We start from the raw sequence: 18,390 nt of genomic DNA on the forward strand, positions 1-18,390 counted from the left end.
AGCAGCGTTCGGGCACCAACGGCACCCGTTCCATGTTGTTCAGTCAAATGTCAGTCTTTCCAGAGGGTTCCGGCGCAGACCATCATGCAGACGGTGCCGGAATATGCTCGAAAAGGTCGACAGGCTGTGAAGGCATTACCGTGGAAATCGCATGCTTGTAGACAAGCTGAACATGGGCGTCCCGGCGCAGCAGTACACAGAAATTGTCGAACCAGCTGATCATGCCCTGAAGCTTGACGCCATTCACCAGAAACACGGTGACCGGCACCTTGTTCTTCCGAACATGATTCAGGAATACATCCTGTACATTCTGCGGACGCTCGCTTGCCATTTGCGTCGTTCCTTCTTTTTGTTCCGGCCCGCACCGGCTTCTTGGAAGCCTCGAACACGTGCAACCGGAAGAGCTACTATACAACTCTACACTGGGATTTTTGCTGCCCCGCACACAAGCCACCATTTTGCATAGCGGCAAACCGCTGCTGCCGGGGCATCAACCTGAGCGAGGACGCACCACAACTGTCAGTGGGACTCAGATGGTCTTTCCTGCCGCCGCGTCAACCTGTTCCGACGCGACATAGTTGCGAAATATCTCAACCAGACGGGATGTCACACTGCCGGGACGCCCGTTGCCGATCACACGGTCATCCACCTGGACAACAGGTGTGGCGAGGGCGGATGCACTGGTCAGGAACACCTCCCGCGCGCTCTTCAGCTCCTCGACCGTGAAGGGACGTTCGACAACCTCTATCCCCTCCCCCTCGACCAGGCTGATCAGGGACAGGCGGGTGATGCCGTTCAGGATGTCATGGCTGACGGGCCGGGTGACCAGCCGACCCTCGCCGTCAACGATCCAGGCGTTGGTGGAACTGCCCTCGGTCACGTAGCCATCCGCATCATACATGAAGGCCTCATGTGCACCGGCCTCCCGCGCGGACTGCTTGGCCAGGCAGTTGGGCAGCAACCCCACGGTCTTGATGTCGCACCGCGCCCAGCGCTGGTCCGGTGCGGTGATGACCTGCACCCCAACTTCGGCCTGCTTGCCCAGGCCGCCTGCGGGCTTGCTGTTGGCGTAGACGACAATCGCCGACTCCGGGTCCGCCGGGAATGCGTGGTCCCGCGGCGCGACACCGCGTGTGATCTGCAGATAGACGTGTCCGGTGCGGACCCGGTTACGACGGATCACTTCCTCGATCACCAGCGCGAGCGCACGGTCGGTCATGGGCGGCGTGATGCGCAGTTCCCGAAGGCTGCGTGCAAGACGTTCGCGATGGCCGATCCCGTCAATCTGCTTGCCGGCGATGACGGGAATCACCTCATAGACGCCATCGGCAAACTGATAGCCCCGGTCCTCCACATGCACGCTTGCCAGACCATGCGGAACGTACTGGCCGTTCACGAATGCCACTCTGCCCACTGTGTTGATCCCGTACCTGTTGAAGCTCTTGCAAGGACTGGCGGCCTACCGCCCCCAGAACGACGGCATGAACAGACCGATCAGCGCCAGCAGTTCCAGACGGCCCGCCAGCATGCCGATCACGATACCTATTTTGGACACCGGGTCGAGACCGACGATCGAGATTGCCTCCACAGTGACATAGGTCGCCGCCTGCCCCGCATTGCTCATGGCACCAATGGCCAGGGCGAGCGCGGTCGGCAGGTCGTGCCCATCCAGATCGATCAGCAAGGCCAGAACAGCAACCGAAATGGCAAACAGGATCACATAGTTCCAGGCCGACCTTAAGACAGCGGATTCAACACGATATCCGCCATAGCTGACCAGCTTGATGCCGTTCGGAAACGACAGGCGCGCCAGTTCGGCGCCGCCCTGGCGGATCAGCAGCGCAAAGCGCATGAGCTTGAAGCCCCCCGCTGTCGAGCCTGCGGCACCGCCGATCATCATCAGGGTCAGCAGGACAACGGACACGCCGGTCGGCCAGGGAACGTCGATCACACCGGACTCCATGGAAAGTCCCACGAAACCTGTCGTCGAGGCGACGGACGCGACCGAGAAAAGTGCGGCCCCCAGCGATTCCAGCGGATCGCCGCCCGTGGCTGACGCATGAACCAGCGCGATGAGCGCCGCCGATATCAGGCAGAGCCGGCCGAAGGCCCTGAACTCGGGATCGGCGTAATAGACCCGCCACCGACCGTGGCAGGCCGCCCAGTGCAGCGTGAAGTTCAGTGCCGAGCCCCACATGAAGACGACCAGGATCGCCATGCTGATGGAGGAGAACCCGGCCACACCCTCGGACGAGGTGACGAAGCCGCCCGTCGAGATCGTGCTCATGGCATAGCAGAGGGCATCAAATGGCCGCACGCCGCTGAGCCAGAGCAGCAGCGCACAGGTCAGCGTCATGATGCTGTAGACCCACCAGATCGCGGAGAGTGTGTCCTTCAGGCGTCCCGAGAGCGCCGTGCTGTCGCCGGCCGGAATGGCGCTGCGGTATACCGCCAGCCCGCCCAGGCCGAAAAGGCCCAGCAGCACGACGGCGAGCATGATGGTGGCCAGCCCCCCCATCCACTGCAACTCGGCCCGCCAGAACAGCAGCGACCGCGGCAGCGCTTCAGGCGTGTCAAAGACACTGAAACCGGTGGTCGTGAGACCGGACATGGATTCCAGGAAGGCATCCAGCGGATCGGCAACCGTCAGAAACGGCAGGGCACCGAAGACCGGCAGCATGACCCAGATCATGACGGCGAGCAGAAATGCCTCCCGCCGACCGGTACGGCGATGCGTGGAACTCAGGGAGACGACAGTCAGCGCGCCCCCGACCATGGCCGTGATCAGGGCCGAGACGAGGAAGGTGAAGGGTGTTCCCGTCTCCCCGTAGAACAGCGCGACGGGAATCGGCAGCAACATGGCTGCGGCGAAGATCACCGTGGACCAGCCAAAGATCGCTATGACAGCCGTCAGCGCCATGCCCGATTTCCCTGCCTGTGCTGCGACCTGCGCATCATGTGATGGTGGTCTGTCAGAAGAAGTCGAGACCGACGGCCAGCAGCTTCTCCAGTTTCTTCACGCTTTCCCTCAGGGCGAAGAAGATCACCCGGTCATCGCGTTCGATGACCATGGTTCCCCGCGGTTTCAGTACCGCCTTGCGGCGCACCACGGCACCGATGATGACCCCCTCCGGCAGCGCGATTTCCCGCAATGGCTTGCCGACGAGAGCGGATGTTTCAAGCGCCTCCGCCTCCATGACCTCCGCCACGCCGTCACGCAGCGAATAGACACTCTTGATCCGCCCGCGCCGGACATGGCGCAGGATACTTGAAACCGTCGTGGCGCGGGGGTCAATGGCGACGTCGATGCCCAGCGATCCCACCAGCGACTGATAGGCCTGGTTGTTCACCAGCGTGATGGCCGTGTCACAGCCAAGCTGCTTGGCCATCAGTGATGCAAGGATATTGGTCTCGTCGTCATTGGTCAGCGCGACGATGGCATGGGCGGAGGCAATGTTGGCCTCTTCCATGATCTCCGTATCCAGCGCGTTGCCACAGATCACGACGGCCTTGTCCAGTTTCTCGGCCACCAGTTCCGCCCGTGCCCTGTCCGCCTCCACGATCTTCAGATTGACCCGGCCTTCCTGGTGTTCCAGCGCATTGCCGAGGAAGAGTCCGATGTTGCCGCCGCCCACGATCACGACCCTCTGGGCCTCATTCTCGTCATGGCCGAACAGGGGCATGGCGCGGGCCGCATGGTCGGTGTCGACCACGAAGTAGACATCATCCCCGGGCAGCATCTGGTCAACGGAGGTGGGAACGAACAGTTTCCCCGCCCGCACGATGCCGGTGACGATGATGTTCAGGTTCGGGAACAGTTCGGTGAGCTGACGAAGCTGCTGGTGCGCGATGGGGCAGTCATTGTCGATATGGACGCCGATCATCCGGACCAGATCGTCGGCGAAAGGCAGCATGTCGAATGCGCCCGGCATGTGCAGGGCGCGATTCACCGCTTCGGCCACCTCCCGCTCCGGCGAGATGATCACGTCGATGGGCATGTGGTCACGGGTGAAGAGATTGGAGAACGAGGGGCGGAGATAGCTCTGCGCCCGGATGCGGGCAATCTTGGTCGGCACATCGAAGATCGAATGTGCCACCTGGCAGGCCACCATGTTGACCTCGTCCGCGAAGGTCACGGCGACCAGCATGTCGGCGTCGGCAGCCCCTGCCCGGTCCAGCATGTCGGGGTGCGAGGCAAAGCCCACCAGCCCCTGGACGTCATATGCCTCACTGATCCGGCGGATCAGTTCAGGGGACTGGTCGATGATGGTCACGTCGTTGCGCTCCGCCGCCAGATGGCGCGCAATGTTGGACCCGACCTGTCCCGCTCCGCAGACAATCACCTTCATGAAACGCCAACCCGTCGACTGCAGCATCGCGACGCGAACGGAATTGTCCGGGCCGACAACGCATCCTAGTGGGATTCAGCTTGTGATGGAATTCGAACCGTTTTCCGCTGCGGAACCTACTGACGCGGCCCACGGGTGGAGATGCTGTCCGATCTACCGTCCGCGCTCCGACGAGACACCCAGCAGTTTCAGCTTCCGGTGCAGGGCGGAGCGCTCCATGCCGACGAAGGCCGCCGTCTTGGTGACATTGCCGCCGAACCGGTCGATCTGCGACAGCAGATACTCCCGTTCGAAGATCTCCCGCGCCTCCCTGAGTGGCAGGGACATGATCTCCTTGCCCGTATCGGGGCGCAGCGTGGCCGCAGCCGGATTGGTGATGTCCGGCGGCAGCATTTCCAGCGTGATCGGGGAGCGGGATTCGCCCGGCGCCATGATCAGCAGCCGCTCCACCACATTGCGCAACTGGCGTGCATTTCCGGGCCAGTCACAGGCCTGCAACGCGGCAATGGCTGCCTCCGCCACCGGGCGCGGTGCGAGGCCAGAGTTCTCTGCCGTGCGCCGCATGAAATAGTCGACCAGGGCCGGAATATCCTCCCGCACCCTGCGCAGCGGCGGCACATTGATCGGCACCACGTTCAGACGGTGAAACAGGTCACCGCGGAACAGGCCCTCTTCAACCAGTTGCGGCAGGTCCCGACTCGTCGAGGAGATGACACGGACATCGACACTGACGGGACGACTGCCTCCGATGCGCTGAAAGGTCTGGTCCAGCAGGACACGCAGGATCTTGTTCTGGGTCTGCACCGGCATGTCGGAAACTTCGTCGAGGAACAGGGTTCCGCCGTGCGCGCGTTCCAGCAACCCGATCTTTCGGGGGCCACCGGCAGAATCCTGCCGTGCTTCCTCCCCGAACAGTTCCAGCTCCATGCGGTCGGGTTCGATGGTGGCCGCGCTGACCACGATGAACGGACCGCCGGAGCGGCGCGAGCGGTTGTGCAGGTTGCGCGCAACAACTTCCTTGCCGCTGCCAGGCGGACCCGAAACCATGACACGGCTGTTGGTCGGGGCCACGCGCTCGATCTCGCTGCGGAGGGAAACCATTGGCGCGGATTCGCCGATCAGGTCGGTGTTGCGCCCTGCCCGGCTGCGCAGTTCTGCATTTTCCTGGCGCAGACGGGTGGCTTCCAGCGCGCGTTCGACGATCAGGGTCAGGCGATCCGCCTTGAACGGCTTCTCGATGAAGTCATAGGCACCACGCTGAATGGCAGCCACAGCGGTCTCGATGGTGCCGTGGCCGCTGATCATGACGATAGGGGTCTCAGGCACCATCTGCTGGATCACCTCCAGGATCTCCAGCCCGTCCAGTCGACTGCCCTGCAGCCAGATATCCAGAATGACCATTGATGGTGCGCGCTCGCTGACGGCGGCCAGCGCCTCGTCCGCATTGCCTGCCACGCGTGTGACGTAGCCCTCGTCCTCCAGAATTCCGGAGACCAGCTCCCGGATGTCAGCTTCATCATCGACGATCAGTATGTCCATCGGTCGCCAATACCCTCAAATCCTGTTCGCCCGCATCGCTCTCCGGCGCAGGGTGCCTCAGCGGGAAGCAGAGGCGGACCTCTGCCCCCGGTCCGTCGGGTGCATCACCAATCTGCAACACCCCGGAGTGCTCCTCCATGATCTTGCGGACGATCGCCAAGCCCAATCCGGTACCCTTATCTCTTGTGGTCACATAGGGCTCGGTCAAGCGGTCCCGCGCGGTTTCAGGGAGTCCAATACCATTGTCCGTGACTGCTATCACCGCGACATCATTGTGGCATTTCAGTGTCACCCGTATCCGACCGGCCTCAGTGCCGTTCTCCCGGCCTGAAATGGCTTCAGACGCGTTCTTCAGGACGTTCGTCAGCACCTGGGCGACCTGTCTGCGGTCGCAGATCAGAGGTGATTCGAGTGCCTCGAGTTCAAGCTGGTAGTCGATGTCGGGGTTCGCGACCTCCGCCGCGAACGCCGACTGGCGGATGAGGTCCGCCAGATCCTCCGGGCGGAACACCGGGGCCGGCATTCTGGCGAAGGCCGAGAACTCCTCGATCATCCGACCGATGTCACCGACCTGCCTGACGATGGTGTCGGTGCATTGAATGAAGATCTCCGGATCTGTCGTTATCTGCTTGAGATACTTCCGTTTCAGACGTTCTGCGGAGAGCTGGATCGGTGTCAGCGGGTTGCGGATCTCGTGCGCGATGCGGCGCGCCACGTCGGCCCAGACCGCCATACGCTGGGCAGAGACAAGGTCCGTGATGTCGTCGAAGGTCACGACATAGCCCAGCACCTCGCTGTTGCGGCGCTCGGCACCGACGCGGACAAAGAATGTCTTCGACGTGCCTTCGCGGCTGATGCTGATCTCGCCTTCCGCCAGCCGGTTCGGACGGTCGGTCGCATCACGCAGCAGGTCAGCCATCTCAGGCACGGCCTCGTCCAGGTGACGTCCGACAAGATCAGACTGCGACAGACCCAGCAGCCGACTGGCCGAACGGTTGGGCACGTCGATGAAGCCGCGCGTATCCAGCCCGATGACACCGGCAGTGACACCCGCGAGCACGGTCTCCATGAACCGCCGGCGTTCATCCACCGTCCGGTTGGCCAGTTGCAGTTCGGCCTGCTGGTTCTCGATCTGTCGCGCCATCCGGTTGAAGGTCCGGCCCAGTGTCTCGATCTCGTCGTCCTCTCCGGTGTTGACGACGCGGGCGGCCAGATCGCCCTCCCGCACCCTTTCGGCGGCCACCACGACGCCACCAAGCCGCCGGGAGATGCGCGTGGAGAACGTCAGCGCCAGCCAGACGGCCGCGAGCATCAGCAACACCGTGACCACCACGAACATCAGGAAGAACGTGAGTTCGAAGCCGAAACGCTGGGCCGCAAGCCGTTCATAGTCCTCTGCCGCCTGACGGGCGCGCTGGACCTGTGCCGCCACCCGTGGCTCCACGAACCGTCCGACATAGAGGTAGACCTGATAGACCCCCAGATACCCGTCGAGCAGGATCAGCGCGGCGGACTTGTCATCCGGCAGTCCGGTCAGCGTGTTGGGTGACAGGGCGTTGGATGTGTCGGACAGCATCACGACATCGCCCCGGTCTGCTTCCTCGATCGCCGACAGCGGCACCTGGTCGGCAAGACCCGTGGAGCTCAGGCTGGTCTGGGCCAGAATGGTGCCGCTGCGATCAAAGACAATGGCCTCGCTCAGCCCGCGCGCACCGGCCTGGGCACTGACAACACGGTTCAGCAAATTCCGGTTGTCCTGCACCGATCCGGCGACGCGATTGAGATCCTGCGCCATGGCCAGCGCATCGGCGCGGATGGTCGCGCGATGTTCGGTGATCAGCGATTCCGCGACAGCGACCGACTCGGCGACGGCCTGCTGCGCCCGCTCACTGAACCAGCCCTCCAGCCGCAGGTCGAAGAACAGGGTGGAGAACCCCGCGACCAGCAGCGCGGGAACCACCGCCGCGGCGGCAAACAGGCTCGCCAGGCGCATGTGCAGGGCGGCACCGGCCATGCCGGCCCGCTGCGCCCGCCAGATGCGCCAGACCCGCGCAACGATGACCACGACCAGCAGCACCAGCACCAGCACATCGAAGATGATCAGCAGCGGCGGCAGTTCGGCGACGCTCTGCAGCGGCGCCTCGGTGCGGAACAGGGTCGCATAGGTCGCCGCCCCCGCCCCCAGCGCCAGGGCCGCCAGCCCGAACGCACCCAGGCGACCGACCTCCATGTCCAGCATCCTGTTGCGCAGGCGGATCACGGCAGGTGTCCTGGATTCTTGGGCGGGCGCGGTCATGGGTTTCCGGAATCAGTGCCTCAACACGTCCCGGACTATAGGCCAGCTTGGCTGCGGGCGTCAGGGGGTGGCTGATGCCTTGGCGTCAGGCGATCCGTATCAGTCGAAACCGGCACCGCGAACCACGCGGATATCCAGTTCACGGATCTTCTTGCGCAGCGTGTTCCGGTTCAGGCCCAGAAGATCCGCAGCGCGCAACTGATTGCCCCGCGTCGCGGCCAGAGACAGGTTGATCAGCGGCTTTTCCATCTCGCGCAGGACGCGGTCATACAGCCCGGCCGGAGGCAGATCCTCCCCATGGGCGGTGAAGTACTGCGACAGATGATATTCGATGGCGGAACCCAGACTCTCGGACGCCGGACTGTATTCCTCCGCCGGTGACGGCAGCGGATCGGCCAGTTCACGCTCCACGATATCGACCGTGATGGTCTCGTCGGAATAGAGCGCGGCAAAGCGCCGGACCAGATTCTCCAGTTCGCGCACATTCCCGGGCCAGCGGTAGCTGATCAGGCGGTTCATGGCGTCCCTGTCGACGGTCTTGGCGGGCAGCCCCTCCTCCGACGCGCGATTGAGGAAATGGCGGATCAGGTCCGGGATATCCTCCGAACGTTCCCGCAGCGGCGGCAGGCGGATCGGAACGACGTTCAGGCGATAGTAGAGATCCTCCCGGAACAGCCCCTGGCCGATCTGCACCCGGAGGTCGCGGTTGGTCGCGGCGACGATGCGGACATCGGTACGAATGGAGGTACGTCCGCCAACCGTCGTGTACTCGCCCTGCTGCAGCACGCGCAGCAACCTGGTCTGCGCCTCCAGCGGCATGTCCCCGATCTCGTCCAGGAACAGGGTGCCGCCGTCGGCCTGCTCGAACCGGCCGGAGCTCTTCTGCAGCGCGCCGGTGAAGGAGCCCTTCTCGTGTCCGAAGAGCTCGCTTTCGATCAGTTCACGTGGAATCGCGGCCATGTTGATGGCGACGAAGGGGCCATTGCGGCGCTTGCCGTATTCGTGCAGCGCGCGGGCCACCAGTTCCTTGCCGGTGCCGGACTCACCGGTGATCATGACGGTCAGATCGGTCGTCATCAGGCGCGCCATGACGCGATAGATTTCCTGCATGGCGGGGGAACGGCCGATCAGCGGCATCGCTTCCTCGCCCTCGATCCCCACTTCACCACCGGTTCCCGTAGGCGCGCTCAGCGCCCGCTCGACGATGGTCAGCAGTTCCTTCAGATCGAAGGGTTTCGGCAGATACTCGTAGGCGCCGCGCTCCGTCGCCTTGACCGCCGTCAGCAGGGTGTTGCGGGCACTCATGACCACAACGGGAAGATCAGGCCGCAGCTTCTTGACGCGGGGCAGCAGATCGAGACCGCTCTCGTCAGGCATGACCACATCCGTGATCACCAGATCCCCTGCCCCGTCGGAGACCCAGCGCCACAATGTGGAGGCGTTCCCGGTCGAGCGCACATCGTACCCCGCGCGTCCCAGTGCCTGGTTCAGCACGGTACGGATACCACGATCATCGTCGGCGACGAGGATGGACGCTGGTGTCATCGTTTTCTCTTCCCTCGGTTCTGAACAACGGGCAGATGAACCCGGAAACGGGCACCGCGGGCCATGTTGTCGGCCTCCACGATGCCGCCATGATCGCCAACGATCTTCGCGACGAGTGCGAGTCCCAGCCCGGTTCCGCCGGGACGGGTCGAGACAAAGGGATCGAAGAGATTCGGTCTCAGATCCTCGGGAATGCCGTCGCCATTGTCGGATACAGTGACCTCGAGCGGCAGTTGGATACGCTCCCGGCTGCCCGGCAGGGCCAGCCGCACACCATGACGGTAGGCCGTGTTCAGGTGAATCTCGCCCTTCTTGCGCGGTACCGCCTCGGCAGCGTTCTTCACGAGGTTCAGGAAGACCTGGATCAACTGGTCCTTGTCGCCCGGGATCATCGGCAGGGAGGGGTCGTAGTTCTCGATGATCTTGACGTGGGAGGCGAACCCGTTCTCCGCCAGGCGGCGCACCCGTTCCAGCACCTCATGGATGTTCACCGGCTCGCCTTCCAGTGGGCTGGGGCTGGAGAATGCTTCCATGCGATCGACCAGGGCAACGATACGCCCCACCTCGTCAACGATCAGGCGGGTCAGGTCGCGGTCTTCCTCCGAAGCATTGGTCTCAAGCAATTGCGCCGCGCCACGGATGCCCGACAGCGGATTCTTGACCTCATGCGCCAGCACGGCCGCCATGCCGGTGACAGCCCGTGCGGCACCGCGGTGGACCAGCGACTGGTCCATCTTCGACGCCATCGACCGCTCATCGATCTGGATCACCACGGCACCAGAATCATCGTGGAGTGGCGACAGCTTGATGTTGACCGTCTTGACCTCCGTCCGGGCGCCGCCGAGCAGGATGCCGTATTCGGACACAGCGCCCGTGCTGTACTGTATCTGCTCGAACAGCGACAGCATCGGACTGCCGAAGGGGATGATGTCCTGCAGGCGATTCTTCTTCAGCGCCGCCTGCCCCATGCCGAAGAACTCCTCGGCCGCAGGATTGGCGCGCAGTATGGCTCCCCCCTTGCCGGCGACGAGTATCGGGTCAGGGATCGTGTCGAGGATGGCGGAGGCATCGATGCGGCCCATCATGCCGCCCTGGCCTGCACGGCCATCCGGTCGGCATCTGTCCCGAAATGCCGTGCGACGGCATTCAGAACGACGTCCGGGTCTTCCGCCGTCATCACTTCGGCCCGGAATGCGCCGGGATCATCAAGGTGCACCGAATACCAGCCGAGATGCTTGCGCGCGATGCGCACCATCGGCCAGGTGTCGCCGCTGTCGATCAGGTCGCGATAGTGCGTCAGCAGCAGCGCACCGATCTCAGGCACCGTCGGCACGGTGAACGTCTGACCGCGCAAGGCCGCGATGACCTGTGCCGGGAACCAGGGTCGCCCCTGGGCGCCACGTCCGATCATCAGACCGTCGGCACCGGACTGCTGCAGGCAGGTCCGCGCCTCCTCGACGGTCGTGATGTCTCCGTTCGCGACAACCGGAATGGCAACAGCCCGCTTCACATCCGAAATGAAACGCCAGTCCGCCCGCCCCTTGTAGAACTGGCAGCGGGTGCGCCCGTGAACCGTGATCATGCGAACGCCCAGATCCTCCGCAATGCGGGCGAGTTCCGGGGCATTGCGGCAATCATCGTCCCAGCCGGTCCGCATCTTCAGCGTGACCGGAACCCGGGCGGCGGCAACCACCGCCGCGATGATGCTGCGGGCCTGATCCAGGTCGCGCATCAGTGCGGAACCGGCATAGCCACCGGTGACCTGCTTGGCGGGACAGCCCATGTTGATATCGACGATGTCCGCGCCTTGATCGACCACGAAACGTGCAGCATTCGCCATGATCGCCGGGTCACGACCGGCAATCTGGATCGCCTGCACACCACTTCCGTCGTGGCGAAGCATGCGACTGGTTCGGTCCTGACCACTCAGGACATGGCGACCGGCGACCATCTCCGCGAACGCCAGACCGACACCGAAATGCTTCACCATTCGGCGGAACGGCGCATCCGTGATACCCGACATCGGTGCCAGCATCACAGGATCGCTGATCCGGTGTCGCCCGATAGATATGCTCATAAATCACTCAATCGCAAACAGTGCGCAACTCTTGTGCAAATATGCGGCAGCCTACTGGCGCTTGCAAGTTATTGCTGCCCTTGTGAGCAGCACACCTTTCGCGCTAATCCAGTCGCAAGTCCCGCGCCACCCCCTTTTCCGTCAATGGCAGGAAGCAATGCAAACAGCTGCACTGATTGTCGCAGCCGGTCGCGGCACACGCCTGGGCGGCGAATTGCCGAAACAGTATCTGCTGCTGGACGGCGAACCGGTCCTGCGGCGGACTGTCTCCGCCTTCCTGGCGCATCCGCGCATCGACCAGGTCCTGGTGGTCATCGGTGCCGGACAGCAGGATCTCTACGACCAGGCCCTCAGCGGCCTCGACCTGCTGCCCCCCGTCGTCGGCGGTGAGACACGACAGCAGTCCGTCGCGGCAGGTCTGGCTGCACTGGCCGGATCGGCACCGACACATGTGCTGATTCATGATGCCGCGCGCGCCCTGATCGATGATGCACTGATTTCCCGGGTCTGCGATGCGCTGGAGAGCAGCCCTGCGGTCCTGCCCGCGCTGCCGGTGGTCGACAGTCTCAGCCGTATCGAAGGTGATCAGGTCGTCGGCACGCAGGACCGGGAGCATCTGGTGCGCGCGCAGACCCCGCAGGGCTTTGATTTCGCGGCGATCACCGACGCGCATGGCAGAATGACGGGCCAGGCCTTCAGCGATGATGTGGCGGTGGCGCGCGCTGCGGGTATGGTGGTGCGGGTGGTTGCGGGGACGGAAGACAACTTCAAGATCACCATCGCCGACGATCTGAAACGGGCCGAAAGCCTGCTGCGTCAGAAGGGCCAGAACAACGTGGAGACAAGAACCGGTTCGGGCTTCGACGTGCATCGTCTTGCCGATGACAGGGCAATGGTGCTCTGCGGCCTGCCGATCCCGCATCCGCAAGGACTTGCCGGCCATTCCGATGCCGATGTGGCCCTGCACGCGATCACGGATGCCGTCCTGGGGGCGATGGCAGAGGGCGATATCGGCGATCATTTTCCCCCTGAGGACAATCGCTGGAAGGGTGTCAATTCGGATATCTTCCTGCGCTATGCCGCATCGCTGCTCCAGCTCAGGGCCGGCAGGGTCATCAGCATCGATCTGACGATCATCTGCGAGGCACCGAAGATCAAGCCGCACCGGCAGGCGATGCGGGAGAATGTGGCCGCCATTCTGGGGATTCCGGTGCACAGGATCAGCATCAAGGCCACCACGACGGAAAGGCTGGGCTTCACGGGCCGAAGGGAAGGCATCGCCGCCCAGGCCATCGCCACCGTTGAACTGCCACGTGATCCGGATACCTTCGAAGCCTCATGATCATCCAGAGAATCGCAACATTCCTGGCCACGTTCGGCTATTCCGGTCTGATCCGGCCTGCACCGGGCACCTGGGGTTCCCTGGCCGCATTGCCCGTTGGCTGGCTTGTCATGTGGCTTGGCGGCCAGGTCGCGCTGATCGTCGCCATAGTCGTGACGTTTGGCGTCGGTCTGTGGGCGGCGCGGGCGCACATGCGGGCACACAGGACGATGCATGACCCGTCCGAGATCGTGATCGACGAGGCTGCGGGCCAGTGGATTCCGCTGCTGCCCTTCACGGCCTTTGATCCGGTCGGCTATCTGGTGGCGTTCGTCAGCTTCCGCCTGTTCGACATCTGGAAACCGGGGCCGGTCGGCTGGGCCGACAGGCGGCTGAAGGGATCGCTGGGCGTGATGGCTGACGACATCGTTGCGGGCATCTTTGCCGGAATCTGTGTGCTTCTGCTACAGTATGCGACAGGAGTGTTCGGATGATGACAGAGCGCCTGATATCGGATGCCGCTGAATTGCTTGCGTACATGCGCGAGCGGGAGCTGATGCTTGCAACCGCCGAAAGCTGTACGGGCGGCATGATCGCGGGAATCCTGACGGAGGTTGCGGGATCCTCGGATGTCGTGGACCGGGGGTTCGTGACCTATTCCAATGAAGCCAAGCAGGACATGCTAGGTATCCCGCCTCCCCTGATCATTGAGCATGGTGCGGTCTCCGAACCGGTGGCCGTCGCCATGGCGGAGGGCGCCTTGCGCAACAGCCGGGCCGATATTGCCGTTTCAGTGACCGGCGTTGCGGGACCCGGGGGCGGCACGGCCACAAAGCCTGTCGGTCTGGTGCATATCGCCTGTGCCCGCCGAGGCAGGGACACCGTGCATCAGCGTCATCTCTTCGCGGATCGCGGTCGGGGCTGGATCAGGCAGGAAACCGTCGCACAGGCATTCCGGATCATGGCGCAGCAGGCCCGGATCTGATCAGCGCAGGCTGACGTCCGGTGTCATCAGACGGGTACCGGCCTCGGCCGCCAGATATTCCCTCAGCTTCTCGACACTGATTTCGGGCTTGCCGGTCGCGACAGCCGCGAAATCGCCAAACCCTTCCTGAACGGCCTCCAGGAACCGGTCTTGCGGTGAACCACCCGGGAACTCCACCAGATGAACTTCCCGCTCGGCCGCCACGCCAAGCCGCTGACGGATGATGCCAAGTGCGGTTTCGAGTCCACCGGTGGCATCGACCAGCTTGCGCCCGAACGCCTGTGAACCGGTCCAGATCCGCCCTTGGGCGGCAGCCTCGACCTGAACCTCCGGCAGCTTGCGGGCTTCACCCACCAGATCCTTGAAGGTTGCGTAGATTTCGTCCACGCGACGCGCCAGGCGGTCCTGCTGGTCTGCGGTGAACGGCGCAAAGGGTGAGAACATCGCGGCATTGCGGTCACTGCGCACGATCTCGAAGCGGACGCCGTAGTCTTCCAGCAGATCAGCCACCACGACCTTCCCGCTGATCACGCCGATCGATCCGGTGATGGTGGAGGGATGCGCGACGATGGCATCGGCCCCGATGGCGATGAGATAGCCCCCGGAACCGGCAACATTGCCCATGGATGCGACGATGGGCTTGTCGATTTCCCGCATGACCGCACGGATGGCATCGGAAGCGCCGTAGGCCCCGCCGGGACTGTCGATCCGGATCAGGATGGCATCGATCTCCGGTTGATCCGCAGCGGCCTGAAGCTCCTCGATCAGTTGCCCGTCGGTTATGACACCGCCGCTGAATCCGCCACCTTCACCGCCCATGATCTGGCCGGTCGCCGTGATCAGGGCAACTTTCGGCGCGCCCGCGTCCAGCGGATGGGCGAGTTCGGGCAGGTAGGTGGCGAAATCGATCTGTCCGCCGTCGCTTGCTGCCCCGGCACGATGAAACACGCGGGCATAGTCGGCACGATCCACCAGACCGCCGGCGAGGGCAGCCGCCGGGTTCAGCAGCGCCTCAGCCACCAGGACCCGGACCTGTTCCGTGTCCAGCCCCCTGCCCGCAGCAATGTCGTTCAGGGCGGAGCGGTGAACATCCGCAACCAGCTCCGCAAAGGCCGCGCGCACCGGACCCTGCATCTCGCGGCGACGGATGAAGTCGGCAGCGGTCTTGTAGTCCCGGCGGGCCTCGATCTGCGGGCTGATTCCCAGGTCATCGGCCAGTTCCCCCGCATAGGGCATTTCCAGCGCGACACCAATGACAGCGAACTCTCCGGATGGCGACATCCAGATCTCGTCGAAACCACTGGCAAGACGATAACGTGCGAGATCATAGCTCTCGGCGAACACCCGCGCGGGTTTCCCGGCTTCCCGGAAACGCCGGATGGCGGGCAGCAGCGCCTCCACATCCGTCTGGCCCAGGTTGGCCAGCGAAAGATCCATGTCGAGCGCCCGGATACGGCTGTCCTGCGCTGCACGGTCCAGCACCCGCACCAGTCGGGTCAGCGTCATCGCGTCGCCGCGCACGAAACGGGCAAAGTCACCACTGGACGGCTTCTCTGGCAGGTCCCCGACAATCGCGATATCCAGCAGAGCACTGTCGGGCAGCTCCTCGTCGGCCTGCTCCCAGGGTGCGAGGGTCAACGTGGCAACGATTCCCGCGACGACCAGCAGTCCGATCACGAAGACGCCTGCCTTCAGGAACAGCCAGATACCCCTCAGGAACCGCCCGACAAATCCCATGGGTTCAGCGCGCCTGCGCGTGGTATTCGCGGTTGGGCATCATGTCGATGGCGCTCGCCATGCGATTGGTCATGTTGTAGAAGGCCGCGGTCGCCGAGATGTCCCAGATATCGCGGTCCGTGAACCCGGCGTCGCGCAGGGCCTGGCGGTCGCTGTCTTCCATCTTCTGCGGTGTTTCTGTCAGCTTCGTCGCGAAATCCAGCATGGCCTTCTGCTTCGGCGGCAGGTCTGCGGCGCGATAGTTCATCACCATCAGTTCGCCCAGCGCCGGATCACCGGAGAGCTGGCGTACGGCGGCACCATGTGCGGTCAGGCAATAGAAGCACTTGTTCACGGAACTGACGGCGACGGCGATCATCTCGCGCTCCAGCTTCGTCAGGCCGGATTCGCCCAGCATCAGGTCGTTGTACATGGCGGTGAAGGCATCCAGCTTCGCCGCGTCGAAGGAATAGGTGGCGAGCACGTTCGGCACCATCCCGAGCTTTTCCCGGCAGATCTCGAAATACTTCCGGGTCCGCTCCGGCAGTTCCGCATCGCTCGGCACCGGCACATCAAGTGCGTGTACGTAATCAGGCTGGGACATGTCCCCTACTCCCCTTCGGATGGTGTCTGGTTCTGCGCACGGGCGCGCAGCAGATGGTCGGCCAGCACGATGGCCATCATCGCCTCCCCTACCGGCACCGCGCGGATGCCGACGCAGGGGTCGTGGCGACCCTTGGTGATGATCTCGGTATCATTGCCGCCAGTATCAACCGTCTGTCGCGGTTGCAGGATGGAGGAAGTCGGCTTGACCGCGAAGCGACAGACAATCGGCTGACCGGTCGAGATGCCGCCCAGGATGCCGCCCGCATGGTTCGAAAGGAACGCCGGCGCGCCATCCCGCATGCGCATCTCGTCGGCATTCTCCTCGCCGGTCAGGGCAGCGGCCGCAAACCCCTCCCCGATCTCGACCCCCTTCACGGCGTTGATCGACATCATGGCGGAGGCCAGATCCTGATCCAGCTTGCCGTAGATGGGCGCACCAAGTCCGGCAGGCAGCCCCTCCGCCACCACCTCGATCACCGCGCCGACCGAACTGCCCGCCTTGCGGATACCGTCCAGATAGGTCTCCCAGCGTTCCGCCGTCTGCGGATCGGGACACCAGAACGGGTTGCGGTCGACCACGTCCCAGTCCCAGGCGTCGCGGTCGATGGCGATGTCGCCAACCTGCACCAGCGCGCCACGCACACTGACACCGGGACCCAGCACCTTGCGGGCCACGGCACCGGCGGCAACGCGCGATGCCGTCTCCCGCGCCGAAGAGCGTCCGCCGCCGCGATAGTCGCGGATGCCGTACTTGGTCATGTAGGTGAAGTCGGCATGCCCTGGGCGATACTTGCCGCTGATGTCGGAGTAGTCCTTCGAGCGTTGGTCCACGTTCTCGATCATCAGGCTGATCGGCGTCCCCGTGGTCTGCCCCTCGAACACCCCCGACAGAATCCGGACAGCGTCCGGTTCCCGCCGTTGGGTGGTGAAGCGGTTCTGGCCCGGACGGCGACGGTCGAGCCAGACCTGAATGTCGGCTTCATCCAGCGCGATCAGCGGCGGACAGCCGTCAACCACACACCCCAGGGCGGGGCCATGGCTCTCCCCCCAGGTTGTCATCCGGAAAAGGTGACCGAAACTGTTGTGTGACATGGAACCGGTAGCGTCAGGCGGTCATGTCGGGCGCATCGACGGCCTTCATGCCCACCACGTGATAACCCGAATCGACGTGCAGGACCTCTCCGGTCACGCCCTCACCCAGGTGACTGATCAGGAACAGTGCGGAATTGCCGACCTGTTCGATGGTGACATTGCGCTTCAGGGGCGCATTCAGTTCGTTCCAGCGCAGGATCTGGCGGAAGTCGCCGATGCCGGAAGCAGCCAGGGTCTTGATCGGGCCTGCCGAAATCGCGTTGACCCGGATATTCTTCGGCCCCAGATCAACCGCCAGATAGCGCACGCTCGCCTCCAGCGCCGCCTTGGCCACGCCCATGACGTTGTAATGCGGCATCACCCGTTCGGCGCCGTAGTAGGTCAGCGTGACCATGCTGCCGCCATCGGTCATCAGTGGTTCGGCACGGTTGGCGATCGCCGTGAAGGAATAGCAGCTGATCAGCATCGAATTGCGGAAGTTCCCGGCGCTGGTATCCACATAGCGCCCTTTCAGTTCGTCCTTGTCCGCATAGGCGATCGCGTGAATGACGAAGTCGAGCTTGCCCCACTTCCGTTCGATCTCGGCGAACAGATCGTTGATGCTGCCCTCATCCGTCACGTCGCACGGCATGACGAAATCACAGTCGATGGACTGGGCCAGTGGCACGACACGCCGTTTCAGCGCATCCCCCTGATAGGTGAAGGCCAGTTCGGCGCCAGCATCCGCTGCCGCGCGGGCGATCCCCCAGGCGATGGAGCGATCGTTCGCGACACCCATGATCAGGCCCTTCTTGCCGGCCATCAGCCCCGTGCTGTTACTCATTCCGCTCAAAGCCCCTCGACTGTCGGTGATGCAGAACGCAA

16 protein-coding genes are annotated in these 18,390 nt (G+C 63.7%); 3 read left to right on the forward strand and 13 right to left on the reverse strand.

Annotated features, from left to right (window positions below; all coding sequences use genetic code 11):
* Positions 1-82: 82 nt before the first annotated feature.
* The 9 genes from hfq to dusB all read right to left on the reverse strand — a co-directional run bounded on the left by hfq (position 83) and on the right by dusB (position 11,752).
* On the reverse strand, positions 83-331 hold the full coding sequence (hfq, locus tag QGV54_RS08705) for an RNA chaperone Hfq (protein WP_281017235.1): 249 nt from the start codon (positions 329-331) through the stop codon (positions 83-85).
* 198 nt (positions 332-529) lie between these two features.
* Entirely contained in the window at positions 530-1,414 is an 885-nt protein-coding gene (locus QGV54_RS08710) for a D-amino-acid transaminase (protein WP_281017234.1), read from the reverse strand.
* 45 nt (positions 1,415-1,459) lie between these two features.
* A complete protein-coding gene (locus tag QGV54_RS08715) occupies positions 1,460-2,920 on the reverse strand; it encodes a potassium transporter TrkG (RefSeq protein ID WP_281017233.1) in 1,461 nt (486 codons plus the stop codon).
* Between the two features lie 52 nt (positions 2,921-2,972).
* A complete protein-coding gene (trkA, locus tag QGV54_RS08720) occupies positions 2,973-4,349 on the reverse strand; it encodes a Trk system potassium transporter TrkA (RefSeq protein WP_281017232.1) in 1,377 nt (458 codons plus the stop codon).
* A 153-nt stretch (positions 4,350-4,502) separates the two neighbouring features.
* Positions 4,503-5,888 carry a sigma-54 dependent transcriptional regulator gene (locus QGV54_RS08725; protein WP_281017231.1) on the reverse strand — a complete coding sequence of 462 codons (1,386 nt, stop codon included), beginning with the start codon at positions 5,886-5,888 and terminating at the stop codon, positions 4,503-4,505.
* Positions 5,866-8,148 (reverse strand): PAS domain-containing sensor histidine kinase, encoded by a 2,283-nt coding sequence (locus QGV54_RS08730; protein ID WP_281017230.1) that lies wholly within the window; start codon positions 8,146-8,148, stop codon positions 5,866-5,868. Before QGV54_RS08730 ends, QGV54_RS08725 begins: the two co-directional genes overlap by 23 nt.
* A gap of 135 nt (positions 8,149-8,283) precedes the next feature.
* The gene (gene ntrC, locus QGV54_RS08735) at positions 8,284-9,729 is read right to left on the reverse strand and encodes a nitrogen regulation protein NR(I) (RefSeq protein ID WP_281017229.1); all 1,446 of its coding nucleotides are present in this window, start codon (positions 9,727-9,729) and stop codon (positions 8,284-8,286) included.
* Positions 9,726-10,814 carry an ATP-binding protein gene (locus tag QGV54_RS08740; RefSeq protein WP_281017228.1) on the reverse strand — a complete coding sequence of 363 codons (1,089 nt, stop codon included), beginning with the start codon at positions 10,812-10,814 and terminating at the stop codon, positions 9,726-9,728. The genes ntrC and QGV54_RS08740 overlap by 4 nt, the downstream gene beginning before the upstream one ends.
* Entirely contained in the window at positions 10,811-11,752 is a 942-nt protein-coding gene (gene dusB / locus QGV54_RS08745) for a tRNA dihydrouridine synthase DusB (RefSeq protein WP_348638775.1), read from the reverse strand. Before dusB ends, QGV54_RS08740 begins: the two co-directional genes overlap by 4 nt.
* A gap of 211 nt (positions 11,753-11,963) precedes the next feature.
* On the opposite strand from dusB, the gene QGV54_RS08750 reads away from it, so the two are divergent.
* Genes QGV54_RS08750 through QGV54_RS08760 form a run of 3 tightly spaced genes read left to right on the forward strand, consistent with a single transcriptional unit; the run spans position 11,964 to position 14,112 of the window.
* Positions 11,964-13,148, forward strand: a complete 1,185-nt coding sequence (locus QGV54_RS08750; RefSeq protein ID WP_281017226.1) for a bifunctional 2-C-methyl-D-erythritol 4-phosphate cytidylyltransferase/2-C-methyl-D-erythritol 2,4-cyclodiphosphate synthase — start codon at positions 11,964-11,966, stop codon at positions 13,146-13,148.
* Positions 13,145-13,621, forward strand: a complete 477-nt coding sequence (locus tag QGV54_RS08755) for a phosphatidylglycerophosphatase A (protein ID WP_281017225.1) — start codon at positions 13,145-13,147, stop codon at positions 13,619-13,621. Before QGV54_RS08750 ends, QGV54_RS08755 begins: the two co-directional genes overlap by 4 nt.
* A complete protein-coding gene (locus QGV54_RS08760) occupies positions 13,618-14,112 on the forward strand; it encodes a CinA family protein (protein WP_281020136.1) in 495 nt (164 codons plus the stop codon). Before QGV54_RS08755 ends, QGV54_RS08760 begins: the two co-directional genes overlap by 4 nt.
* Here QGV54_RS08760 and sppA read toward each other — a convergent pair whose 3' ends face one another.
* Genes sppA through fabI form a run of 4 tightly spaced genes read right to left on the reverse strand, consistent with a single transcriptional unit; the run spans position 14,113 to position 18,349 of the window.
* On the reverse strand, positions 14,113-15,849 hold the full coding sequence (sppA, locus tag QGV54_RS08765) for a signal peptide peptidase SppA (protein WP_281017223.1): 1,737 nt from the start codon (positions 15,847-15,849) through the stop codon (positions 14,113-14,115).
* Positions 15,850-15,853: 4 nt separating this feature from the next.
* The gene (locus QGV54_RS08770; protein WP_281017222.1) at positions 15,854-16,432 is read right to left on the reverse strand and encodes a peroxidase-related enzyme; all 579 of its coding nucleotides are present in this window, start codon (positions 16,430-16,432) and stop codon (positions 15,854-15,856) included.
* A gap of 5 nt (positions 16,433-16,437) precedes the next feature.
* Entirely contained in the window at positions 16,438-17,526 is a 1,089-nt protein-coding gene (gene aroC, locus QGV54_RS08775) for a chorismate synthase (protein ID WP_348637622.1), read from the reverse strand.
* 13 nt (positions 17,527-17,539) lie between these two features.
* Positions 17,540-18,349, reverse strand: a complete 810-nt coding sequence (gene fabI / locus QGV54_RS08780; protein ID WP_281017220.1) for an enoyl-ACP reductase FabI — start codon at positions 18,347-18,349, stop codon at positions 17,540-17,542.
* Positions 18,350-18,390: the final 41 nt, after the last annotated feature.

Origin of the sequence: Minwuia sp. IMCC3060, assembly GCF_029909435.1 — a bacterium.
Taxonomy (GTDB): Bacteria; Pseudomonadota; Alphaproteobacteria; order Minwuiales; family Minwuiaceae; genus Minwuia.